The organism is Mucilaginibacter sp. SJ, from assembly GCF_028993635.1.
In the GTDB taxonomy this organism is placed as follows: domain Bacteria; phylum Bacteroidota; class Bacteroidia; order Sphingobacteriales; family Sphingobacteriaceae; genus Mucilaginibacter.
This window is the reverse complement of sequence record NZ_CP118631.1, coordinates 2,112,993-2,128,714: the sequence shown is the minus strand read 5'-3', so window position 1 is coordinate 2,128,714 and position 15,722 is coordinate 2,112,993. Positions and strand designations below refer to the sequence as shown.

At 40.5% G+C, this 15,722-nt stretch carries 18 protein-coding genes; 11 read left to right on the top strand and 7 right to left on the bottom strand.

Annotated elements, in window-relative coordinates; genetic code table 11:
- Positions 1–103: 103 nt before the first annotated feature.
- The gene (locus MusilaSJ_RS08530) at positions 104–4,162 is read left to right on the top strand and encodes a T9SS type B sorting domain-containing protein (protein WP_274989574.1); all 4,059 of its coding nucleotides are present in this window, start codon (positions 104–106) and stop codon (positions 4,160–4,162) included.
- A gap of 35 nt (positions 4,163–4,197) precedes the next feature.
- Here the strand turns inward: MusilaSJ_RS08530 and MusilaSJ_RS08525 are convergent, their stop codons facing one another.
- From MusilaSJ_RS08525 to MusilaSJ_RS08515, 3 genes are all read right to left on the bottom strand, one after another.
- Positions 4,198–4,545: a hypothetical protein gene (locus tag MusilaSJ_RS08525; protein WP_274989573.1), complete on the bottom strand. Its 348-nt coding sequence runs from the start codon at positions 4,543–4,545 to the stop codon at positions 4,198–4,200.
- Between the two features lie 188 nt (positions 4,546–4,733).
- Positions 4,734–5,267: a GNAT family N-acetyltransferase gene (locus MusilaSJ_RS08520; RefSeq protein WP_274989572.1), complete on the bottom strand. Its 534-nt coding sequence runs from the start codon at positions 5,265–5,267 to the stop codon at positions 4,734–4,736.
- A 209-nt stretch (positions 5,268–5,476) separates the two neighbouring features.
- Positions 5,477–6,178, bottom strand: a complete 702-nt coding sequence (locus MusilaSJ_RS08515; protein WP_274989571.1) for a S24 family peptidase — start codon at positions 6,176–6,178, stop codon at positions 5,477–5,479.
- A gap of 206 nt (positions 6,179–6,384) precedes the next feature.
- Here MusilaSJ_RS08515 and MusilaSJ_RS08510 point away from each other — a divergent pair, with 206 nt between their 5' ends.
- Together MusilaSJ_RS08510 and MusilaSJ_RS08505 are read left to right on the top strand one after the other, a co-directional pair.
- Entirely contained in the window at positions 6,385–6,579 is a 195-nt protein-coding gene (locus MusilaSJ_RS08510) for a hypothetical protein (protein ID WP_274989570.1), read from the top strand.
- Positions 6,580–6,647: 68 nt separating this feature from the next.
- Positions 6,648–7,064, top strand: a complete 417-nt coding sequence (locus tag MusilaSJ_RS08505; RefSeq protein ID WP_274989569.1) for a hypothetical protein — start codon at positions 6,648–6,650, stop codon at positions 7,062–7,064.
- Between the two features lie 418 nt (positions 7,065–7,482).
- Here the strand turns inward: MusilaSJ_RS08505 and MusilaSJ_RS08500 are convergent, their stop codons facing one another.
- Positions 7,483–8,031 (bottom strand): alpha/beta fold hydrolase, encoded by a 549-nt coding sequence (locus MusilaSJ_RS08500; protein WP_274989568.1) that lies wholly within the window; start codon positions 8,029–8,031, stop codon positions 7,483–7,485.
- A 134-nt stretch (positions 8,032–8,165) separates the two neighbouring features.
- Positions 8,166–8,504 carry a hypothetical protein gene (locus tag MusilaSJ_RS08495; RefSeq protein WP_274989567.1) on the bottom strand — a complete coding sequence of 113 codons (339 nt, stop codon included), beginning with the start codon at positions 8,502–8,504 and terminating at the stop codon, positions 8,166–8,168.
- Positions 8,505–8,702: 198 nt separating this feature from the next.
- Between MusilaSJ_RS08495 and MusilaSJ_RS08490 the strand changes: the two genes are divergently transcribed.
- Positions 8,703–9,038, top strand: a complete 336-nt coding sequence (locus MusilaSJ_RS08490; RefSeq protein ID WP_274989566.1) for a hypothetical protein — start codon at positions 8,703–8,705, stop codon at positions 9,036–9,038.
- 172 nt (positions 9,039–9,210) lie between these two features.
- Positions 9,211–9,573, top strand: coding sequence for a helix-turn-helix domain-containing protein (locus MusilaSJ_RS08485; protein ID WP_090523778.1), 363 nt, complete (start codon positions 9,211–9,213; stop codon positions 9,571–9,573).
- A gap of 108 nt (positions 9,574–9,681) precedes the next feature.
- On the opposite strand, the gene MusilaSJ_RS08480 is transcribed toward MusilaSJ_RS08485, so the two are convergent.
- Together MusilaSJ_RS08480 and MusilaSJ_RS08475 are read right to left on the bottom strand one after the other, a co-directional pair.
- Entirely contained in the window at positions 9,682–11,916 is a 2,235-nt protein-coding gene (locus MusilaSJ_RS08480; RefSeq protein ID WP_274989565.1) for a tetratricopeptide repeat protein, read from the bottom strand.
- 201 nt (positions 11,917–12,117) lie between these two features.
- The gene (locus tag MusilaSJ_RS08475) at positions 12,118–12,339 is read right to left on the bottom strand and encodes a hypothetical protein (protein WP_274989564.1); all 222 of its coding nucleotides are present in this window, start codon (positions 12,337–12,339) and stop codon (positions 12,118–12,120) included.
- A 283-nt stretch (positions 12,340–12,622) separates the two neighbouring features.
- Here MusilaSJ_RS08475 and MusilaSJ_RS08470 point away from each other — a divergent pair, with 283 nt between their 5' ends.
- From MusilaSJ_RS08470 to MusilaSJ_RS08445, 6 genes are all read left to right on the top strand, one after another.
- The gene (locus MusilaSJ_RS08470; protein ID WP_274989563.1) at positions 12,623–13,339 is read left to right on the top strand and encodes a hypothetical protein; all 717 of its coding nucleotides are present in this window, start codon (positions 12,623–12,625) and stop codon (positions 13,337–13,339) included.
- Between the two features lie 235 nt (positions 13,340–13,574).
- On the top strand, positions 13,575–14,165 hold the full coding sequence (locus tag MusilaSJ_RS08465) for a TetR/AcrR family transcriptional regulator (RefSeq protein ID WP_274989562.1): 591 nt from the start codon (positions 13,575–13,577) through the stop codon (positions 14,163–14,165).
- 5 nt (positions 14,166–14,170) lie between these two features.
- Complete coding sequence (locus MusilaSJ_RS08460; protein WP_274989561.1) at positions 14,171–14,554, top strand: VOC family protein; 384 nt, start codon at positions 14,171–14,173, stop codon at positions 14,552–14,554.
- Positions 14,555–14,593: 39 nt separating this feature from the next.
- Positions 14,594–14,875: a YciI family protein gene (locus MusilaSJ_RS08455; protein ID WP_274989560.1), complete on the top strand. Its 282-nt coding sequence runs from the start codon at positions 14,594–14,596 to the stop codon at positions 14,873–14,875.
- Positions 14,876–14,983: 108 nt separating this feature from the next.
- Positions 14,984–15,199: a hypothetical protein gene (locus MusilaSJ_RS08450; protein WP_274989559.1), complete on the top strand. Its 216-nt coding sequence runs from the start codon at positions 14,984–14,986 to the stop codon at positions 15,197–15,199.
- Between the two features lie 132 nt (positions 15,200–15,331).
- Positions 15,332–15,547 carry a hypothetical protein gene (locus MusilaSJ_RS08445; protein ID WP_274989558.1) on the top strand — a complete coding sequence of 72 codons (216 nt, stop codon included), beginning with the start codon at positions 15,332–15,334 and terminating at the stop codon, positions 15,545–15,547.
- The last annotated feature ends 175 nt before the right edge of the window (positions 15,548–15,722 follow it).

Here is a 15,722-nt window from a genome sequence, read left to right as displayed (position 1 = left end):
ATTACTATAACCTTACCTGCAATTTAATGACCAGTTATATTTACACTTGCTATCTTCCTGACCGCTGGATAACCGCACCTGCTTACAATTTAAAATAGCTGAAGTGTGTGCTTCTCCAAAACCGGTAATAACAGCACTTGTGCTTTGGCTCGTAGCTTTTTCAGCTTTTGGCCAGGCGCCCGATATTACCTATACTACTCCCAATGTTTATATTATAGGCAATGAAATAGCGCCGCTAAGCCCTGCAAATAAGGGTGGCGCTGTTCCGGCTACCGTTTATGGCGATACTAAGGTTATTGCGGGCACAGGGCAGTTTGGCAATGTGAACGGTAATGCGGCCACCGCGCAATTTAAATTGCCGTATGGTATAAGTATCGATGCCGACGGGAATATGTATATAGCCGAAAGCGGAGGCGGGATCCGTATGATAAGTGCCGCGGGGCAGGTTTCATCAATAGGTACCGACGCATTGCCCGGCCCACCTTTTAATGTGCCCAAGCTTAATAACCCACGTGGGGTGGTTAAGGATAAAAGCGGCAATTTGTTTGTGGCTAACTATAGCAATCATAATATATTAAAAATTACCCCTGCGGGTGCAGTTACTGTTTTTGCCGGTATTAACCAAGGTGGTACTGCCGATGGTCCGGGTAATGTAGCAAATATTATCAATCCTAATGGCATTGCAATTGATAAGGATGATAATTTGTATGTGTCAGACGGGAATAATGCGATCCGCAAAATTTCTCCGTCTGGGTATGTGTATACGCTTGCCGGGCAGCCGTCGGCAGGTACTATAGATGGGCTTGGACGTGCCGCAAAGTTTAACAAACCGGCCGGCCTTGCAGTTGATAAAGACGGAAACATTTATGTTGCAGACCAGGCTGGGTTTGTGATTCGCAAAATCACCCCTAACGGACAGGTTACAACAGTAGCGGGTAGTGGTTCTTTTGGCACAGGCGATGGAATTGGAGCGGCGGCTAATTTTCAATATCCTGTGGGAATAACAGTTGATCCCTCTGGTAATTTATATGTTACTGACGGTGGGGTAGGTACTGTGCGGCGAATTTCGCCGGACGGTGAGGTTAAAACTATAGCAGGCGGCGGTCCCATTGGGGCCGAAAGCGGGGTCGGCACTAACGTTCATTTTAGTAGCCCGAGTGGTATAACAATAGGGCCTGATGGCAATTTGTATGTGGCAGAGTATGGTAAAAATGCAATAAAACAGGTTATAGCAACTGGTTATACCATTGATAAGGTTTTGCCTGCAGGCCTTGTTTTTGATCCGAGAACAGGGATTATTACCGGGACACCTACAGTATTGTGGCCGGCTACCGATTATACAGTTACCGCATATAACGCCGCGGGTAGCAGTAAGTTCATATTGAGTATAGAAGTTGATGATGTGCTAAAGCCGATTATCAACGGTAGCAGCGCCAGTGGAGCTATTACAGCCTGCGTTGGGACGGCATCTGCAAATTATCAAACGTTCATGGTGTCGGGAATTAACCTTACCGACGATGCAATCGTTATGGCGCCTGCCAATTTTGAGGTGTCATTGACGCCGGTTGGTGGCTATGGCAATACAGTTACGATATCGCTTGCTGATTTAGAATTGCCTCCTGATGGAGACGGAATTCCTGTTTATGTTCGTTCTGTAGCAACAGCACCAGCCAGGAACTTTACTGGTAATGTGTTATTAAAATCAACCGGAGCTGCTGATGTTCATGTACCGGTAAGCGGAGTAGTAAATCCGATTATGACGCTGGAGGTAAGCATTAATCAACAAATTTTAGGTTGTCCCGGCGAGCAGGTGATACTTGTTGCGTTGACACCCAATCCGGCGAATAATCTAAATTATCAGTGGTATGTAAATGGAATCCCCACTGGCCCCAATAGCGTAAATTTTATAAGCTCTGAAGTTACCAGTACTGATATAATAACTGTAACCATGACTAATACCGTCGATTGTACCAATACGCCATCTGTTACCTCCGCCCCGGCATCACCCATGTATATACCATTGGTAACCCCGGTAGTAAGTGTAGAACAACCGGATTTGGCTTGCCCGGGGCAGCAGGTAATATTTGTGGCAAACACCCATGGCACGGAGGATGTTAACTCCGTTTACCGCTGGGAGATCAACAATGTCGATCAGCATAATAACAATAAAACGTTTCCGGCGCCCATCGCCATAACGGCTGCCGATAAGGTGACTGTTACGCTGATTAATACAAGTGATTGCGGTCCTCTGAGTTCAACTTCTGGCCCGGTATCGCCTGTATATAAGCCATTGGTAACACCAACGGTAACAGTGGAACAGCCTGACCTGGTTTGTCCGGGCCAGTCTGTAACTTTTGTGGCCAACACTAATGGGAGCGAGGGTATTAACCCAGTATATCGCTGGCTGGTTAACGGCATCGCTCAAAATAATAATGAAAAAACGTTTCCGGCACCTGCAACTATTACTGCTGCCGATAAAGTAACTGTTACCCTCATCAATACCAGCGATTGTACCGATAATCCTGCCGGTGTGACTTCTCTTTCGGTATCGCCTGTATATAAGCCATTAGTAACACCAACGGTAGCAATAGAGCAACCTGATATACTTTGTCCGGGCCAGTCTGTAACTTTTGTGGCCAATACCAATGGGAGCGAAGGTGTTAACCCTGTTTATCGCTGGCTGGTTAACGGTATCGATCAAAATAATAATGGAAAAACGTTTCCGGCACCTGCAACTATTACTGCTGCCGATAAAGTAACTGTTACCCTCATCAATACCAGCGATTGTACCGATAATCCCGCCGGTGTAACTTCCCTTCCGGTATCGCCTGTATATAAGTCATTGGTAACACCAACGGTAACAGTGGAACGGCCTGACCTGGTTTGTCCGGGCCAGTCTGTAACTTTTGTGGCCAACACTAATGGGAGCGAAGGTATTAACCCTGTTTATCGCTGGCTGGTTAACGGTGTCGCTCAAAATAATAATGGAAAAACGTTTCCGGCACCTGCAACTATTACCGCTGCCGATGAAGTAACAGTTACCCTCATCAACACCAGTGATTGTACCGATAACCCCGCCGGTGTGACTTCTCTTCCGGTATCGCCTGTATATAAGCCATTAGTAACACCAACGGTAGCAATAGAGCAGCCTGACCTGGTTTGCCCGGGCCAGTCTGTAACTTTTGTGGCCAATACCAATGGGAGCGAAGGTGTTAACCCCGTTTATCGCTGGTTGGTTAACGGTGTCGCTCAAAATAATAATGGAAAAACGTTTCCGGCACCTGCAACTATTACCGCTGCCGATGAAGTAACAGTTACCCTCATCAACACCAGTGATTGTACCGATAACCCCGCCGGTGTAACTTCTCTTTCGGTATCGCCTGTATATAAACCTCGGATAACTCCGGTTGTAACTATTTTAACGCCATCTGTTTATCCGGCTTGCGAGGGGGCAGATCAAATCTTTACAGCCACATCGCCTAATGCGGGTAGTAATCCAATTTACCAGTGGCAATTGAATCACGTTAACGTTGGCGAAAACAGCGATAAGTTTACAAGCAGTACCTTAAAAAACGGTGATGTGTTAACATGTACAATAAGCAGCTCCGCGCAGTGTACTGTACCAGGTACCAGCAACGAGTTTGTTATTCAAACTAAAACACTACCTACTGTGGCATTTGACGGAGAGCTTACTATAAAAAGGGGTGAAAGTATTGCCTTGTCCCCAATTAAATCAGATGGTATTATAGATTATAGCTGGTCCCCTTCAGTTGGATTGAGTAATTCAGCTATCTCGACCCCAACAGCATCGCCAACGGCAACTACTGCTTATACGTTAACCGTAACAACAACGGGCGGGTGTCAAGCATCGGCCACCATCAAAGTTAACGTGCTTGAACAAATGGTTATCCCTAACACGTTTACCCCTAATGGTGATGGTGTTAACGATACCTGGAGTATAGCCGGGCTTGCCGCGTATCCAAATTGCACGGTGAATGTGTTTAACAGATATGGTGCCGGAATATTCCGTTCGGTAGGTTATGCTAAAAACTGGAACGGATCTTTTAATGGGTACGTGCTGCCGGCCGGGACTTATTATTATGTGGTTGATCTTAAAGATGGTAAGAAACCGCTGTCGGGGTATGTAACCCTTTTAAAGTGATATATGCAAGCCGGTGCAATTAAGTAACTTGTTGTTTATGATGCTTGTGCCAGTGAATTTTTAACATCGAGGTTACTAAGTAAGCTGTCAAGCTTGAGGTTAAATTCCTTCAATTTGATATCGCCTTTTTCAAAAGCTCCTGTTAAATGTGTCAGCTCCTGTTCAATACTTTTTACAATGGCATTGTTGGTATTAGCAGCATTCTTTTGCAAATCTTCAATTACTTCTATTTTATGTTCTGCAGCTTTAAGCAGGTATAGTTGTTGCACATCGGCGGTTATATGACTACTATCGCCGGCTTTGGTGTTTTGCCGTTTGTTAAATTCAACTAAAATTATGGCAGCAATGATAGCCGCGATTACCAGTATCATGATAGGTTCCATCTTCTTCTCTTTTTATTACAACTTTATCACTCCGGCAGAGGCCTGCGGTTTATAATCACTATAAATATAATTGAATAAAAAATAAACTAAAAAGCCATTGTTGATAAAATGCCGATTTGTGAATAACTATTGAGAAATAGTTATAGGTTTTGTGTGAATATGTGAAGTTTTTGATAGATGGAAACCGGTTAGCCATGTCCGGGTAACTGCTGTAGTTTGCTATTGAGCCGCTTTTCGTAGCACAAAAATCTTAAACCCGGTCTTAAATCCAAGCTAATTTCGCCCGCCAAAACATAGCCCAGTTTTGGGAACAGCTTTTGCGTTGCCAGGTTCGCAATATTAGTATCAATTCGTAATGTATTTATTCCTCGCTGCGTAGCTTCATGTTCGGCCTGCTTTAGAAGTGCCGCCGCAACACCCCGGCCCCGGTAGTTAATGTTTACAGCAAGCCGATGCGTAACAATGGCAGCTTCATCGATATCAAGACCGGCCTGTGCATATTCTGCATCCTGGTCGGTAGTTATGGCAGCCACACCTGCTATTGCTCCTGTAACTTCGGCTACCCAAAGCTGGTTAAGGTTGATATCCCCGGTAAATACCTGTTTATTGGGGTAGTCATTATCCCATTGAAAATTACCTGCCGCCTTCATAGCAGGTATTATGTCAGCTACAAAAGCTAATATCTGCGGTACATCATTGAGGGTAGCCAGCCGGATTATCATTTTATCTATCAAACAAATTGTGATTAAAAATATGGAAGTTTTAAGCTATGATAGCTTGATTTTTGTAATAAATGATGAGCTTATTCCGCTGTGGGTTTTTTAATGCGATTTTTTGATGTTGATTTTATGGGTATGATAACTGCTCTCCGGGCAGGTAACAATGGCTGTAGAATTTGTTGTTCTTTTAACAAATTCTACAGCCGCGCGGGTTAATGGTTATGCTTTTTGTGAATGTCTTTAACAAGGCAAAGTTTTTTGATGTCGGCTACTTTTATAATAAATGGGGCATATTTGAGCCGGTTGCCAACCATTTCTGTTGTATTATCTGAATGTGCAATTACTTCATCAGGGCTATCTCCTGCAAGCAGGCGTTTATACATGCGGTAATCTCCCCACTCAATGTAATAAACCTCGCCGGGCAGGATCTTTTTGTCATGAATTATTTTTAGTGCAACCCAGCAGCCGTTTTCCAGATATGGGTACATACTGTGCCCCCAAACCGGAAGCGCGAAATCGCAATCTTCAATGCCGGGGAAATTCATATGGCCAACCGGCTGTGAATCATTAATGTCGTTATATACTTCTACGCCTGAAGCGGTTGCAGAAATTTCATACATAGGTATGCCTTCACTGTGTTTGGATACAGGTTTTGATTCAGAGAAATTCTGTTTTTTATCCACTGTTATGTATTCTTTGTATTTTTCTTTAAAAATACGGAGTTTTTCTGGATCTATGTTCTGTCGGCTCTTTATTATCTCAGTGATCGAACTTGGTGAGTTAAAGCCTAATGCTTCAGCTAATTGAGCATTTCCGTTAAAAGCTTTCCCTTTAAGTTGATTATAAAGTATGATAAACTCCAATGTTTCGGGGCGTACAATCTTTATTTTGTTTGGTTTTATCTCGTCTTCCATGATGAAAATAAATTTAAAGATTTTTCTTGATTATAATAAAGACAATTCTGTATATTTGTTTCGCTGATAATTGCTAATGTAAGTCAAATTATTTACAAATCAAAATGTTCGGTCCGTTTTATAAAGAGTATTCTTTTGTTAAAATAGAATGTTCTGTAATTTGAAATCAAGAAATAATATCAATAAATAATCAATATCATACTACCATGCATATAGCATTTTCGGCCCTGCGGCAATTGACAGAAGGTAATAACAATCAAGATAATCGGGATACTTTGAATGAACATGAAGCTTTGCAGCGCTTTGAGGGTTACAAAACTGCATGTGAAAAATATAGAGATGAAATTGCTGCTATCCAAAAGTATATGCCGGGATGGATGCCCGCTTTTAAACGGTCATAACCTGGTTGCAGGTATTACGGCCTATAAATGCTCAATTAAAATAATACGAAATCAATACACTAATTATCATGATAAAAATTTCTCAAAAACTCAAAAGCCAGCTTTGGTGGCTTATTATATCGGTTGATTATGATTACAGCCGGATAACTATCGCCGAACACGATATTGCCGACGAAGTGCTTACTTTGTGGCTGGAGGATAAACAGGATTTTAAAAACTCAATTGATGAATGCCTCCAGGTAGATATCCGGGTCCGTGACCTGGCCCGGATCATTAAAACCGAAAATCTGAATAGTTACGAGGGCACCAAATTGCACCCAACTAAAAACTTTGCTTACAAGGCCCGAATCGAAATTAACACCCCCCTGCAATGGTATAAAGAGGATGCCTCGTCACCTGAACAGCAATGGACCCGCGAAGCTGTATTGAAAGCTTTGCTTACACAACTTGTAGAAGAGGGTGCAGCAAGCGATTATACTTATTAAATTGGTTATAAAATATGCTGTTTGGCATTGTTTTCATAATTTGCCGGGTATTAAAATTGCTTTAAATGCTGTTTTATATGCTCAAGCGAATTAATTTTGATTGATAGCTTGTTGCAAAAGCCTGTTAAATTCTGCTGGTTTTTCAATCATAGGGAAATGCCCGGTAGCATGTATTTGTAGCAGCCGGTAAGGGATCCCTGCTCTGGTAAACCTAATTGTATCGTTAGTTGGTAATCGCTGTTAATAAGACGGAGCTTTGTTTTGGTGGCTTTAAGTTTGGCTACGGTATTAAACCTATTATCTTCCATACTTGCTATGGCAATCGTGCTATCGGCATTGGGCACATCGTTAAGTATGTGTTTCCTGATTGCGGCGCTGGTTGTTTTATAAAAAAGGTCCTGGTTAAAATAGCTGGTAGCTACCGCTTTAAAATGTTTTTTAACATAGCTATGGCTTCAGAGTAATCGGCTTTTGCCTTTGCGTTTTCGGATTTTCCGTCAAAGCCTTTAAAGTTATCAATACCTATCAGCCCTATTACCTGACGAGGGGTATTGAGCTTAGCCTGTACAATAATTTCGCCGGCCATGGAGTGCCCAATGAGTATTACCTTTTTTAATCTAAGGGTAGTTATCACGGAAGCTACGTCGCCGGCAAAATCATTCACCGTCCATGAGTTGCGGTTTTTACCTGATTGGCCATAACCAGGCAAATCAATCGTAACAACCCGGTATTTATTACCAAAGTATTTTACCTGGTTGTTAAAGTAGCTTTTGTTAATGCACCACCCATGTACAAAAAGTAATATGGTATCACCTTTGCCCGTATCTGTATAAGCAATGTTAACGCCATGGTTGCTGATTTTTACGGAGGATTTATCAATTGCGTTTTTGTTTTGCGGGTGCTGGGTGCAGGCATACCACAATCCAATTGAGGTTGCGAGTGAAAACAACGCGGGTAACTTTTTCATACAGACAGATAATTATATGCAGCAGTCTCGCTATATAAATATCCGTTTATGAACAGGTTGCAGCCAAATGTTTAACTTATTTTAACAAAGTAATTATTGTTGCCTAAAGAAGGGCAGGGATGCAGGTCCCGGCACTATTTTACTTTTACCAACTGTTGTTCTTTTTCAATATGTTCAACAAGCTCCAAATCTTCGCTAACAGCTTCGGCCTCCGGACTTGCGTAGTTTAGTTTGCGGAAACGCCACTGGGCAAAAGCAGGTTCCTGGAAACGGTTTATCAGTTTAAAAAATTTGGGGAAATTGTGTACTTCTTCCAATAATAAGCCGGTTACAATGCCATTGTTATCAAGTATTTCGCGTATGGTGTACTCCTTATCCCTGGTGATCCAAATCTCAAAGTCCTGCCGTATTTCAGCCATCTTTTCAGGATCTATTTTGTCGTTTATACAAATTACCTTATCGCCCGGTTTCATAATGATCGCAATTTTATGTATCCCTTTTGTTAAGAGATTGTGAATGTAAAGGTCGGCTTTTTATGCGTATTTTAAAATTTGTACAGGGGGGATTTTTGTGGTAGAAAAATATTTGAAAAAAGTTTTAAATATTATGCAACCTTATTTTATTGGCTTCGTATTAAAATGTATAATGAATGTTTAATATCAGGGCTTTATATGGATTATTTTTATTTGTTTATGATAGCGGGGCTCGGACTGGTATTTGTTATTTTACAGTTTGATAAGCAACAACGGAGCCGGGTTAATTTATTACTGAAAAACGCGAATGATGTGCAGCCGTTACTGATGAAACGGTGTATGGATCAAAAATTAAATAAAATTAATGCGGGGCTCACTGCTGATACCTATCGCGTGCATATGTACAACGATACAAAGAGGAAAATAGAGGCAAACCTTCAGCAGATAGCGGGTGATTACAATGCAGGAAAGATCAGTTTGCCGGTTTATAATGATAAGCTTAGCGAGCTGCTTGAAAATTTAGGAAATAAATAATTTATGGTGTTAACCTGAGTTTATTTTATTGTCATATATAGTTTTTGTTGGTTAGTTTTACTTTAAGGTCATTTGCTGTTGGGGCATTTGACCTTTTTTATTTTCAGTGCCTGTTCAATAAAGCAATTATATATTGCATGGATAAACAAAATGATTATTATTGCAGTCACTTATGTCTGACGAAGCGATTATAAAACGGTTAAAGGTAGTTGTTAAGGAGCACGGCGGCCAGCTGGGCCTTGCCGGGGCCATTGGTGTTGATCAGGGTTTCATTAGTAAGGTGATCAACAAAAAGCAGGATATTAGCTATTATCTTATCCGGAAGCTCTGTTTCCAGCTTAAATACTCGCCCGAATGGCTTATTCTTGGTACGGGCGAAAAAATGATCAACAAACCCGAATCGGCCAAGCTTATTACCGAAATACAAATGATGCGTACCGAGGTTGATATTTTACAGGCCCGTATGCGCGCCTACGAAATGGAATTGAAAGAGCTGCGCGCGCAATTACATATAGAAGATAAGAAGGCGGTATAGGCACTCCAAATCCGCGTAAATGTAAAAGCCCCTTTCGGGGCTTGATTGTTATTTATAGATCAGTTAATAGTTACTTATTATACGAGTATTGTAAATGAAAAGTTATTGTTATTTGCAATATTTTATAATAAAATCAGATGCTTCTTTTACGTCCATACTTAAAGCTTTATTCATATCGGCGCAACCACCCGTTCTATCATCAAGGGCTATTTTTGCAATCCCCCTTTGTAAATAGGCCCGGCCATTTTTCGCGTCAAGGCTTATAGCGGTATTACAGTCCAAAATTGCTCCGTTCAGATCTTTTAAATTTATTTTGGCGATAGCCCTGTCAATATACAGATCGGGATTGTTAGGGGCAAGTTTAAACACGGCTGCAAAATCTTCTTTCACTCCCTGGGCATCCCCGAGATTGCTTTTAGCAATACCGCTATGCGAGTAAGCTTTTACATTTGTCTCGTTCATATAAATGGCATTATGATAATCATCGGCAGCGCCGGCATAATCCTTCACAGCCATTTTAGTATCGCCCCTGATTAAAAAAGTCTCGTCGTTTGAGTAAATTGACACGGCACGGTCGAGATCGGCGAGGGCGCCTTTATAATTTTTAAGTTTGGCTTTTACAAAACCCCGCGCTTGCCATACTAAAGCGGTTGAATCTGATAATGAGTCAATTTTTAGCGCGTTGCTCAAATCGGCTATGGCACCGTTGTTGTCTTCAGCATCTGTTTTGGCCAGGCCTCGCTTCAATAATAGCGTGATATTTTTGGGGGCTTTAAGTACACCGGTATTATAATCGGCCATGGCCCCTTTGACATCGCCGGTGGCGGCTTTTGCTTCACCCCGGTAAAGGTAAAAATCAGCATTTGCAGGGTTAAGTGCTATAGCTTTGGTAAATATTTGTACGCCATTGTTAGTGTACTTATAAAAATTATTGATTTTACCCAGTCGTGAATAGCCATTTTGCTGTTGCGGGGCAATACTGATCAGTTTTTCGAGGTCAGTTACAGCCGCGGCATAATCACCCAGTTTGGTTTTTTCAATAGCCCGGTTTAAAAAGGCGTAAGTATAAACCGGGTTTATAGCAATGGCCTGCGTATAATCGTTAATAGCGGCTAACGGAACCCCCAAGTCGCGATAAGCATCGCCGCGCGACAGGTAAGCTTCATCGCTTTTACCGTTCAGGCTGATTGCTTTTGTTAAATCAGTAATCACTCCCGCGGTATCCTTCATGGCCATTTTAGCTTTGCTTAAGGTTACGTAAGCACTTATGCTGTTAGGGTTTATTTTAATTGCCGAATCGGCATCAGCTCTGGCGCCTTCGTAATTGCCTAATGCCAGCTTTGAAAATGAACGGCTTTGGTATGCATCGCCGTTTTTTGGGTCAAGGGCAATAGCTTTGTTAAAATCTTCCAAAGCGGCATGATTATCTTTTTTGTCGCTTTTAATAATTCCACGATACAGGTACAGATTCGCATTCCGGGGAAATTGAGCAATTGCCTTGTTGAAATAATCAAGAGCGCCATTTGAATCGCCCAGGCTGCTTTGGGCATTGGCCATGTAAAGCAAAAGGTTTTTAAGGTTGGGGTTGATAGCGGCCGCTTTTTTATAATCATCAACCGCGCCTTTAAAATCATTTAGTTTTGCCCTGGTATTTGCCCGGTAAAAATAAGCCTCAGCGTTATCGGGATTAAGCGATAGCGTTTTGGTATAATCAGCAATGGCGCCATTATAATCATTTATGCTGGCCTTGCTGCCTGCCATGTATTGATAGATTTCGGCGCTGTTAGGGCTTAGTTTAATAGCCATATTATAATCAGCAACGGCCCCGGTAAAATCGTTATTATTATTTTTGGCCAGGCCACGGTATTTATACAGATCGGCGTTGTTTGGTGTAAATTGAAGTGCCGTGGTAAAATCGGCTATGGCGCCTTTATAATCGTTCATGTTACTTTTGGCATTTCCCCTGTAGTGGAACATGTCTGCCGTTTTTGGTCCCAGCGCTATCGCATGGTCAAAATCAATAATGGCCACCTGATAATCTTGTATGGCAGCCTCTGCATTGGCTTTATACAGGTAGGCGTTGGTCAAATCGGCTTTCAGAGCAATGGCCTGTGCATAATCGTTAATAGCCGCTTTATAGTCTTTGAGGTTACCATATGCATTCGCCCGGTAATAAAAAACAGCTGCATTTTTGTTGTTTAATTCTATAGCACGTGTAAAATCTTGTATGGCATCTTTATAATTCCTTACATTGGCTTTTGAGTTTCCCTCCTGGATATATTTACTTGCTGTTTGGGCAAGTGAGCATAGTGGCAAAAAAAGCAGAAATAGAATTTTTTTCATGAACGCGACAGCGGTTTATCAAATATCAATAAAAAACTGTTATTGACTATGGCAAAACTTATACCATCATGAAATATCTTATAACTAATAAGAAATGAGTGGAGGGCAATGGGTATTGGGGTAAAATTGGGGCGTAAAAGCCCCATTTTTAAAGAGTTTAATTAAACCAAACAGGAATATTACTTTATTTTTTATTAGCGATCAGGAAAAAGAGGCTTCGTTTGTCCTGTCCTGATTTCGTTTTTTTCCATATGCTATCGCGGCAGTACAAAGCGCAATGCACACCAATAATGCTATCTCAATTATAACGTGAATTACCGGAACCTTGCCAGGGAAGTTTGACAACAAAATACCTGCATCAGGAACCAACAGACCAACCAGCGGGAAGCAAAAGAACATTCTTAATATTATTAATTTTTCCATAATTATTAACATTTAGTATGACAATGCTAAGGTACGTATTATTTCTTTGTAATTTAAATAAAATTGCATTCGTTAATCGAAACCTTCGAAATCAGCCGGGTAGCAATTTTGAAGACTCTTTTATAAAATGCTTCTGCAATTTTTAGCAATTATTAATTAAGTAATGATACAACATTGCATTGCTGGTTATTGTTTTAACCCGCGTGTTTTTTTAGATTTTTTTAGTGATGATGCAAGTTTTCGGCTTATCATTTTAGCTATCTTAGGAGAAATTTAAACCTTAATGGAAACCCGGATATTCAGATTAAATCCCGAAAGCTACCCTGCGCTGCGTAAAAGAATAATCATTAGAACAACTTTGCTCATGTTGATAGTATGGGGTGGAGTATCGTTCATCCTGTTAAAAGATGGGGATGAAGACGGCACGGGGCTGTGGTTTGTAGTTGGCATGGCTTTGTTTTATGGATATCTTATTTTTAAAACATCAAAAAAGCGGCGGAAAATATATGGGAGCTATACGTTAATTATCGATGAGCTGAATATAACACGTAAGCAAGATGGTTTGAAAGATATGCAGATTCCATTAAGTGAAATTACTATCATTGAGAAGAACGCTGAAAACCGGTTTGTGATAAGAGGAAAAAGCAAGGCGCCGTTTGAACGGATATTAATTCCGCGGCAGGTTGAGGGTTATGATAGGGTAGAGGAGATCCTGGCCGGCATTAAACCCATTGAAATAAATCTTAAACCCAATTACCTGGAGAAATATGGATTGCTGATTACATTGATCTTTATGGCCCCAATTTTAGGTGTATATATTGTTGACAATAAGATAATTGTTAGTATTTGCGCGGTATTGGCCGTAACAATGCTTGTTTATAGTATGTTTTATATGTCAAAATACAAAAACACTGTAAAGAGTTGGAAACGTACTTTGTGGTTCCTGCCCCTCATCATCATATCAATTTTGGTGGTTGTCTATTTTAAACTGATCAGTTAATTTCAATTCGCATAATTACTTCCCCGACTACATAAAATGCTACTCTCCAAATACTGCCTAATGTAAAGGTTCCTTGAATTATAGGAAGTTATTAATTGGGCCTAAGTAAAGTAATTAATAACCAGGGTGTTAAGGTTGGTTTTAAGCTTTCTGCAGTCTGCTTTTAACACATATCCGGAAGGAAATAAAAAATAAACTTTTAAATAAGCGAACGCTCACTTATCTTTGTGTTGAAATGAGGCCCCGCGACGAACATAAAGAATACCTAATACGCCAGAAGGCGATAGAATTGATAGTGGCTGAAGGTCTTGACGGTTTTGGGGTGAATAAGCTTGCGCGGTCCGCGGGAGTGTCACCGGCTACCATCTATATCTATTATAAGGATAAAGAAGAATTAATAACCAGTATTTGCGTTGGGGTAGCCGAAAAGATGATGACCTTTAGTCTCCAAAATTTTTCGCCTGATATGGATTTTGCAGATGGACTGAGGGTACAATGGCACAATCGCCTCGAGTATTTCATGCAATGTCCGTTAGATATGGAGTTTATTGAAATTATGCGCTATACCCATTTTTATGAAAAAGTAACTGCTATGCTTACCGTTAATTTTGGACAGGTACTGGGAGCATTTATGCGTAATGCCGAAGAAAAGCAGCAACTGATCCCTTTGCCTTTTGAGGTTTATTGGGCGGTAGCATATGCGCCTCTTTATCAGCTTATCAAATTTCATAACCAGGGCAACAGCTATGTGAACAGCAGTTTTACATTGGATGATAAACTGATGGAACAAGCATTGGGTCTGGTATTAAAAGCATTAAAGCCTTGATTAGTATGTCAGCAATTACTATTAAACTTAATCACGTTAATTTGCCGGTGACCGATGTTGCCGCTTGCGCTGAATTTTTTGAGCAATATTTTAACTTTAAATGTGCCGGTGTAAAAGGTAATAATATGCTGGCCGTAATGGAAGGCGAGGATGGCTTTATCCTGGTGCTTATGGCTGATACCTTTAATCGGAATGGCAATAACAGTTACCCCGATGCTTTCCATATCGGTTTTTTGGTTGACAGCCATGAGCAGGTTGCCGAAGTTTATGACCGGCTGAACAAAGGAGGGATAGCGGTAAAGCAACCTCCGGCGTCTTTACGTGGTGGTTATGGGTTTTATTTTAATGCTCCGGGTAATATATTAACAGAGGTTACCTGTTTAGCTTAATGAGTTTAATAATTAAGTATTAAATAAAATAGTCAACTTATGGTACATGCATCAGCCTACAAAGACCCGCATCACGTGATGCTTTTTTTTGAAGAGATTGGCAGCCTTGCTGATAACGAACAATGTTTAGCTGATAGAAATGGTTATTACGCTGATCTTAAAAGCAATGGCAAAGTTGTTATTAGCGGTAGTTTCTGGAATCAGGATAAAAATTTTGTAATTGTTTCTGTTTCAGATGATAATGAGCTTGTGCAGATTATTGAAAACGATCCTGCGATAAAACAAAATGTACTTGAATTGGTAAAAGCAATGCCTTTTTAACCCTTTTTTTGAGGGTGAAAATACGTAGTGTAAAATGGGTTAAAATACGGGGTGCGTAGTGCTTGTATATCCGTATACTACACAATATTTTTGTGTAAACGGATGCCCATGGAGCCTTTTGAACTAAGAGTTAATAAGCGGACTTATAAAATTATACCTTCGGTTGTTAATGAAGCTACCTTCAGTGTATTAAATTATTCGGCTTTTTACACCATAACCCGGTTAACCAAGGGCTACTGGGAAATTATTGAGCATCGTTTTGGAGATCATCTGCTCCCTTTGCAGGAAATAGGCCGCTCAATTGAGGAATATTATAAACTCTGATGCTGTTTAAATCTTATAAAAAACCTGCCATTAACCATGTCGAAAATATTTATTTCTTTTTAGTAAATATTATTTTTTTATTACTCTTTAAAGTTTTAAATTAGACGTATTAAACTTATACCTTAAAATATTATGGAAAAATTAGCAATTTTAAGAATGTTTGCCGGCTTTCCATTGTTCGGCTTATTACTACCTGATATTTCTACTTTTATAGTTGGCCGTTTTCAAGATATTTCGCCGTTTCATATTTACATTGAATGTTTTTTATTTCTTTTTATAATTGCTTGTACATTGGGCATAGCCTATATCCGTAAATTTGGTGACAGGCCTGGTTCGCAGTTGCAATAATAAATTACAGGACCCGGCCAGCTACCCGTAGTTTTTAACATTAATCATTATAAACCAAATATATTGTTTAGTACCCTTAAAGCCCTGTTGCCCGGTTTATTTAAGCCGGGCTTTTTTGCGGCTTTACATGTTATGAAATTAATTTAGTGTTCCGGGTTAACTTTATTTTTTTATT

Coding starts and splice junctions, on each gene's coding strand:
- MusilaSJ_RS08515 (WP_274989571.1), bottom strand. CDS start 6,178: ATGGAAGACGAGATAAAACCAAACAAAATAAAGATTGTACGCCCCGAA.
- MusilaSJ_RS08455 (WP_274989560.1), top strand. CDS start 14,594: ATGGTACATGCATCAGCCTACAAAGACCCGCATCACGTGATGCTTTTT.
- MusilaSJ_RS08445 (WP_274989558.1), top strand. CDS start 15,332: ATGGAAAAATTAGCAATTTTAAGAATGTTTGCCGGCTTTCCATTGTTC.
- MusilaSJ_RS08460 (WP_274989561.1), top strand. CDS start 14,171: ATGTCAGCAATTACTATTAAACTTAATCACGTTAATTTGCCGGTGACC.
- MusilaSJ_RS08490 (WP_274989566.1), top strand. CDS start 8,703: ATGGATTATTTTTATTTGTTTATGATAGCGGGGCTCGGACTGGTATTT.
- MusilaSJ_RS08450 (WP_274989559.1), top strand. CDS start 14,984: ATGGAGCCTTTTGAACTAAGAGTTAATAAGCGGACTTATAAAATTATA.
- MusilaSJ_RS08500 (WP_274989568.1), bottom strand. CDS start 8,031: ATGAAAAAGTTACCCGCGTTGTTTTCACTCGCAACCTCAATTGGATTG.
- MusilaSJ_RS08480 (WP_274989565.1), bottom strand. CDS start 11,916: ATGAAAAAAATTCTATTTCTGCTTTTTTTGCCACTATGCTCACTTGCC.
- MusilaSJ_RS08505 (WP_274989569.1), top strand. CDS start 6,648: ATGATAAAAATTTCTCAAAAACTCAAAAGCCAGCTTTGGTGGCTTATT.
- MusilaSJ_RS08470 (WP_274989563.1), top strand. CDS start 12,623: ATGGAAACCCGGATATTCAGATTAAATCCCGAAAGCTACCCTGCGCTG.
- MusilaSJ_RS08495 (WP_274989567.1), bottom strand. CDS start 8,504: ATGAAACCGGGCGATAAGGTAATTTGTATAAACGACAAAATAGATCCT.
- MusilaSJ_RS08475 (WP_274989564.1), bottom strand. CDS start 12,339: ATGGAAAAATTAATAATATTAAGAATGTTCTTTTGCTTCCCGCTGGTT.
- MusilaSJ_RS08520 (WP_274989572.1), bottom strand. CDS start 5,267: ATGATAATCCGGCTGGCTACCCTCAATGATGTACCGCAGATATTAGCT.
- MusilaSJ_RS08465 (WP_274989562.1), top strand. CDS start 13,575: ATGAGGCCCCGCGACGAACATAAAGAATACCTAATACGCCAGAAGGCG.
- MusilaSJ_RS08510 (WP_274989570.1), top strand. CDS start 6,385: ATGCATATAGCATTTTCGGCCCTGCGGCAATTGACAGAAGGTAATAAC.
- MusilaSJ_RS08525 (WP_274989573.1), bottom strand. CDS start 4,545: ATGGAACCTATCATGATACTGGTAATCGCGGCTATCATTGCTGCCATA.
- MusilaSJ_RS08485 (WP_090523778.1), top strand. CDS start 9,211: ATGTCTGACGAAGCGATTATAAAACGGTTAAAGGTAGTTGTTAAGGAG.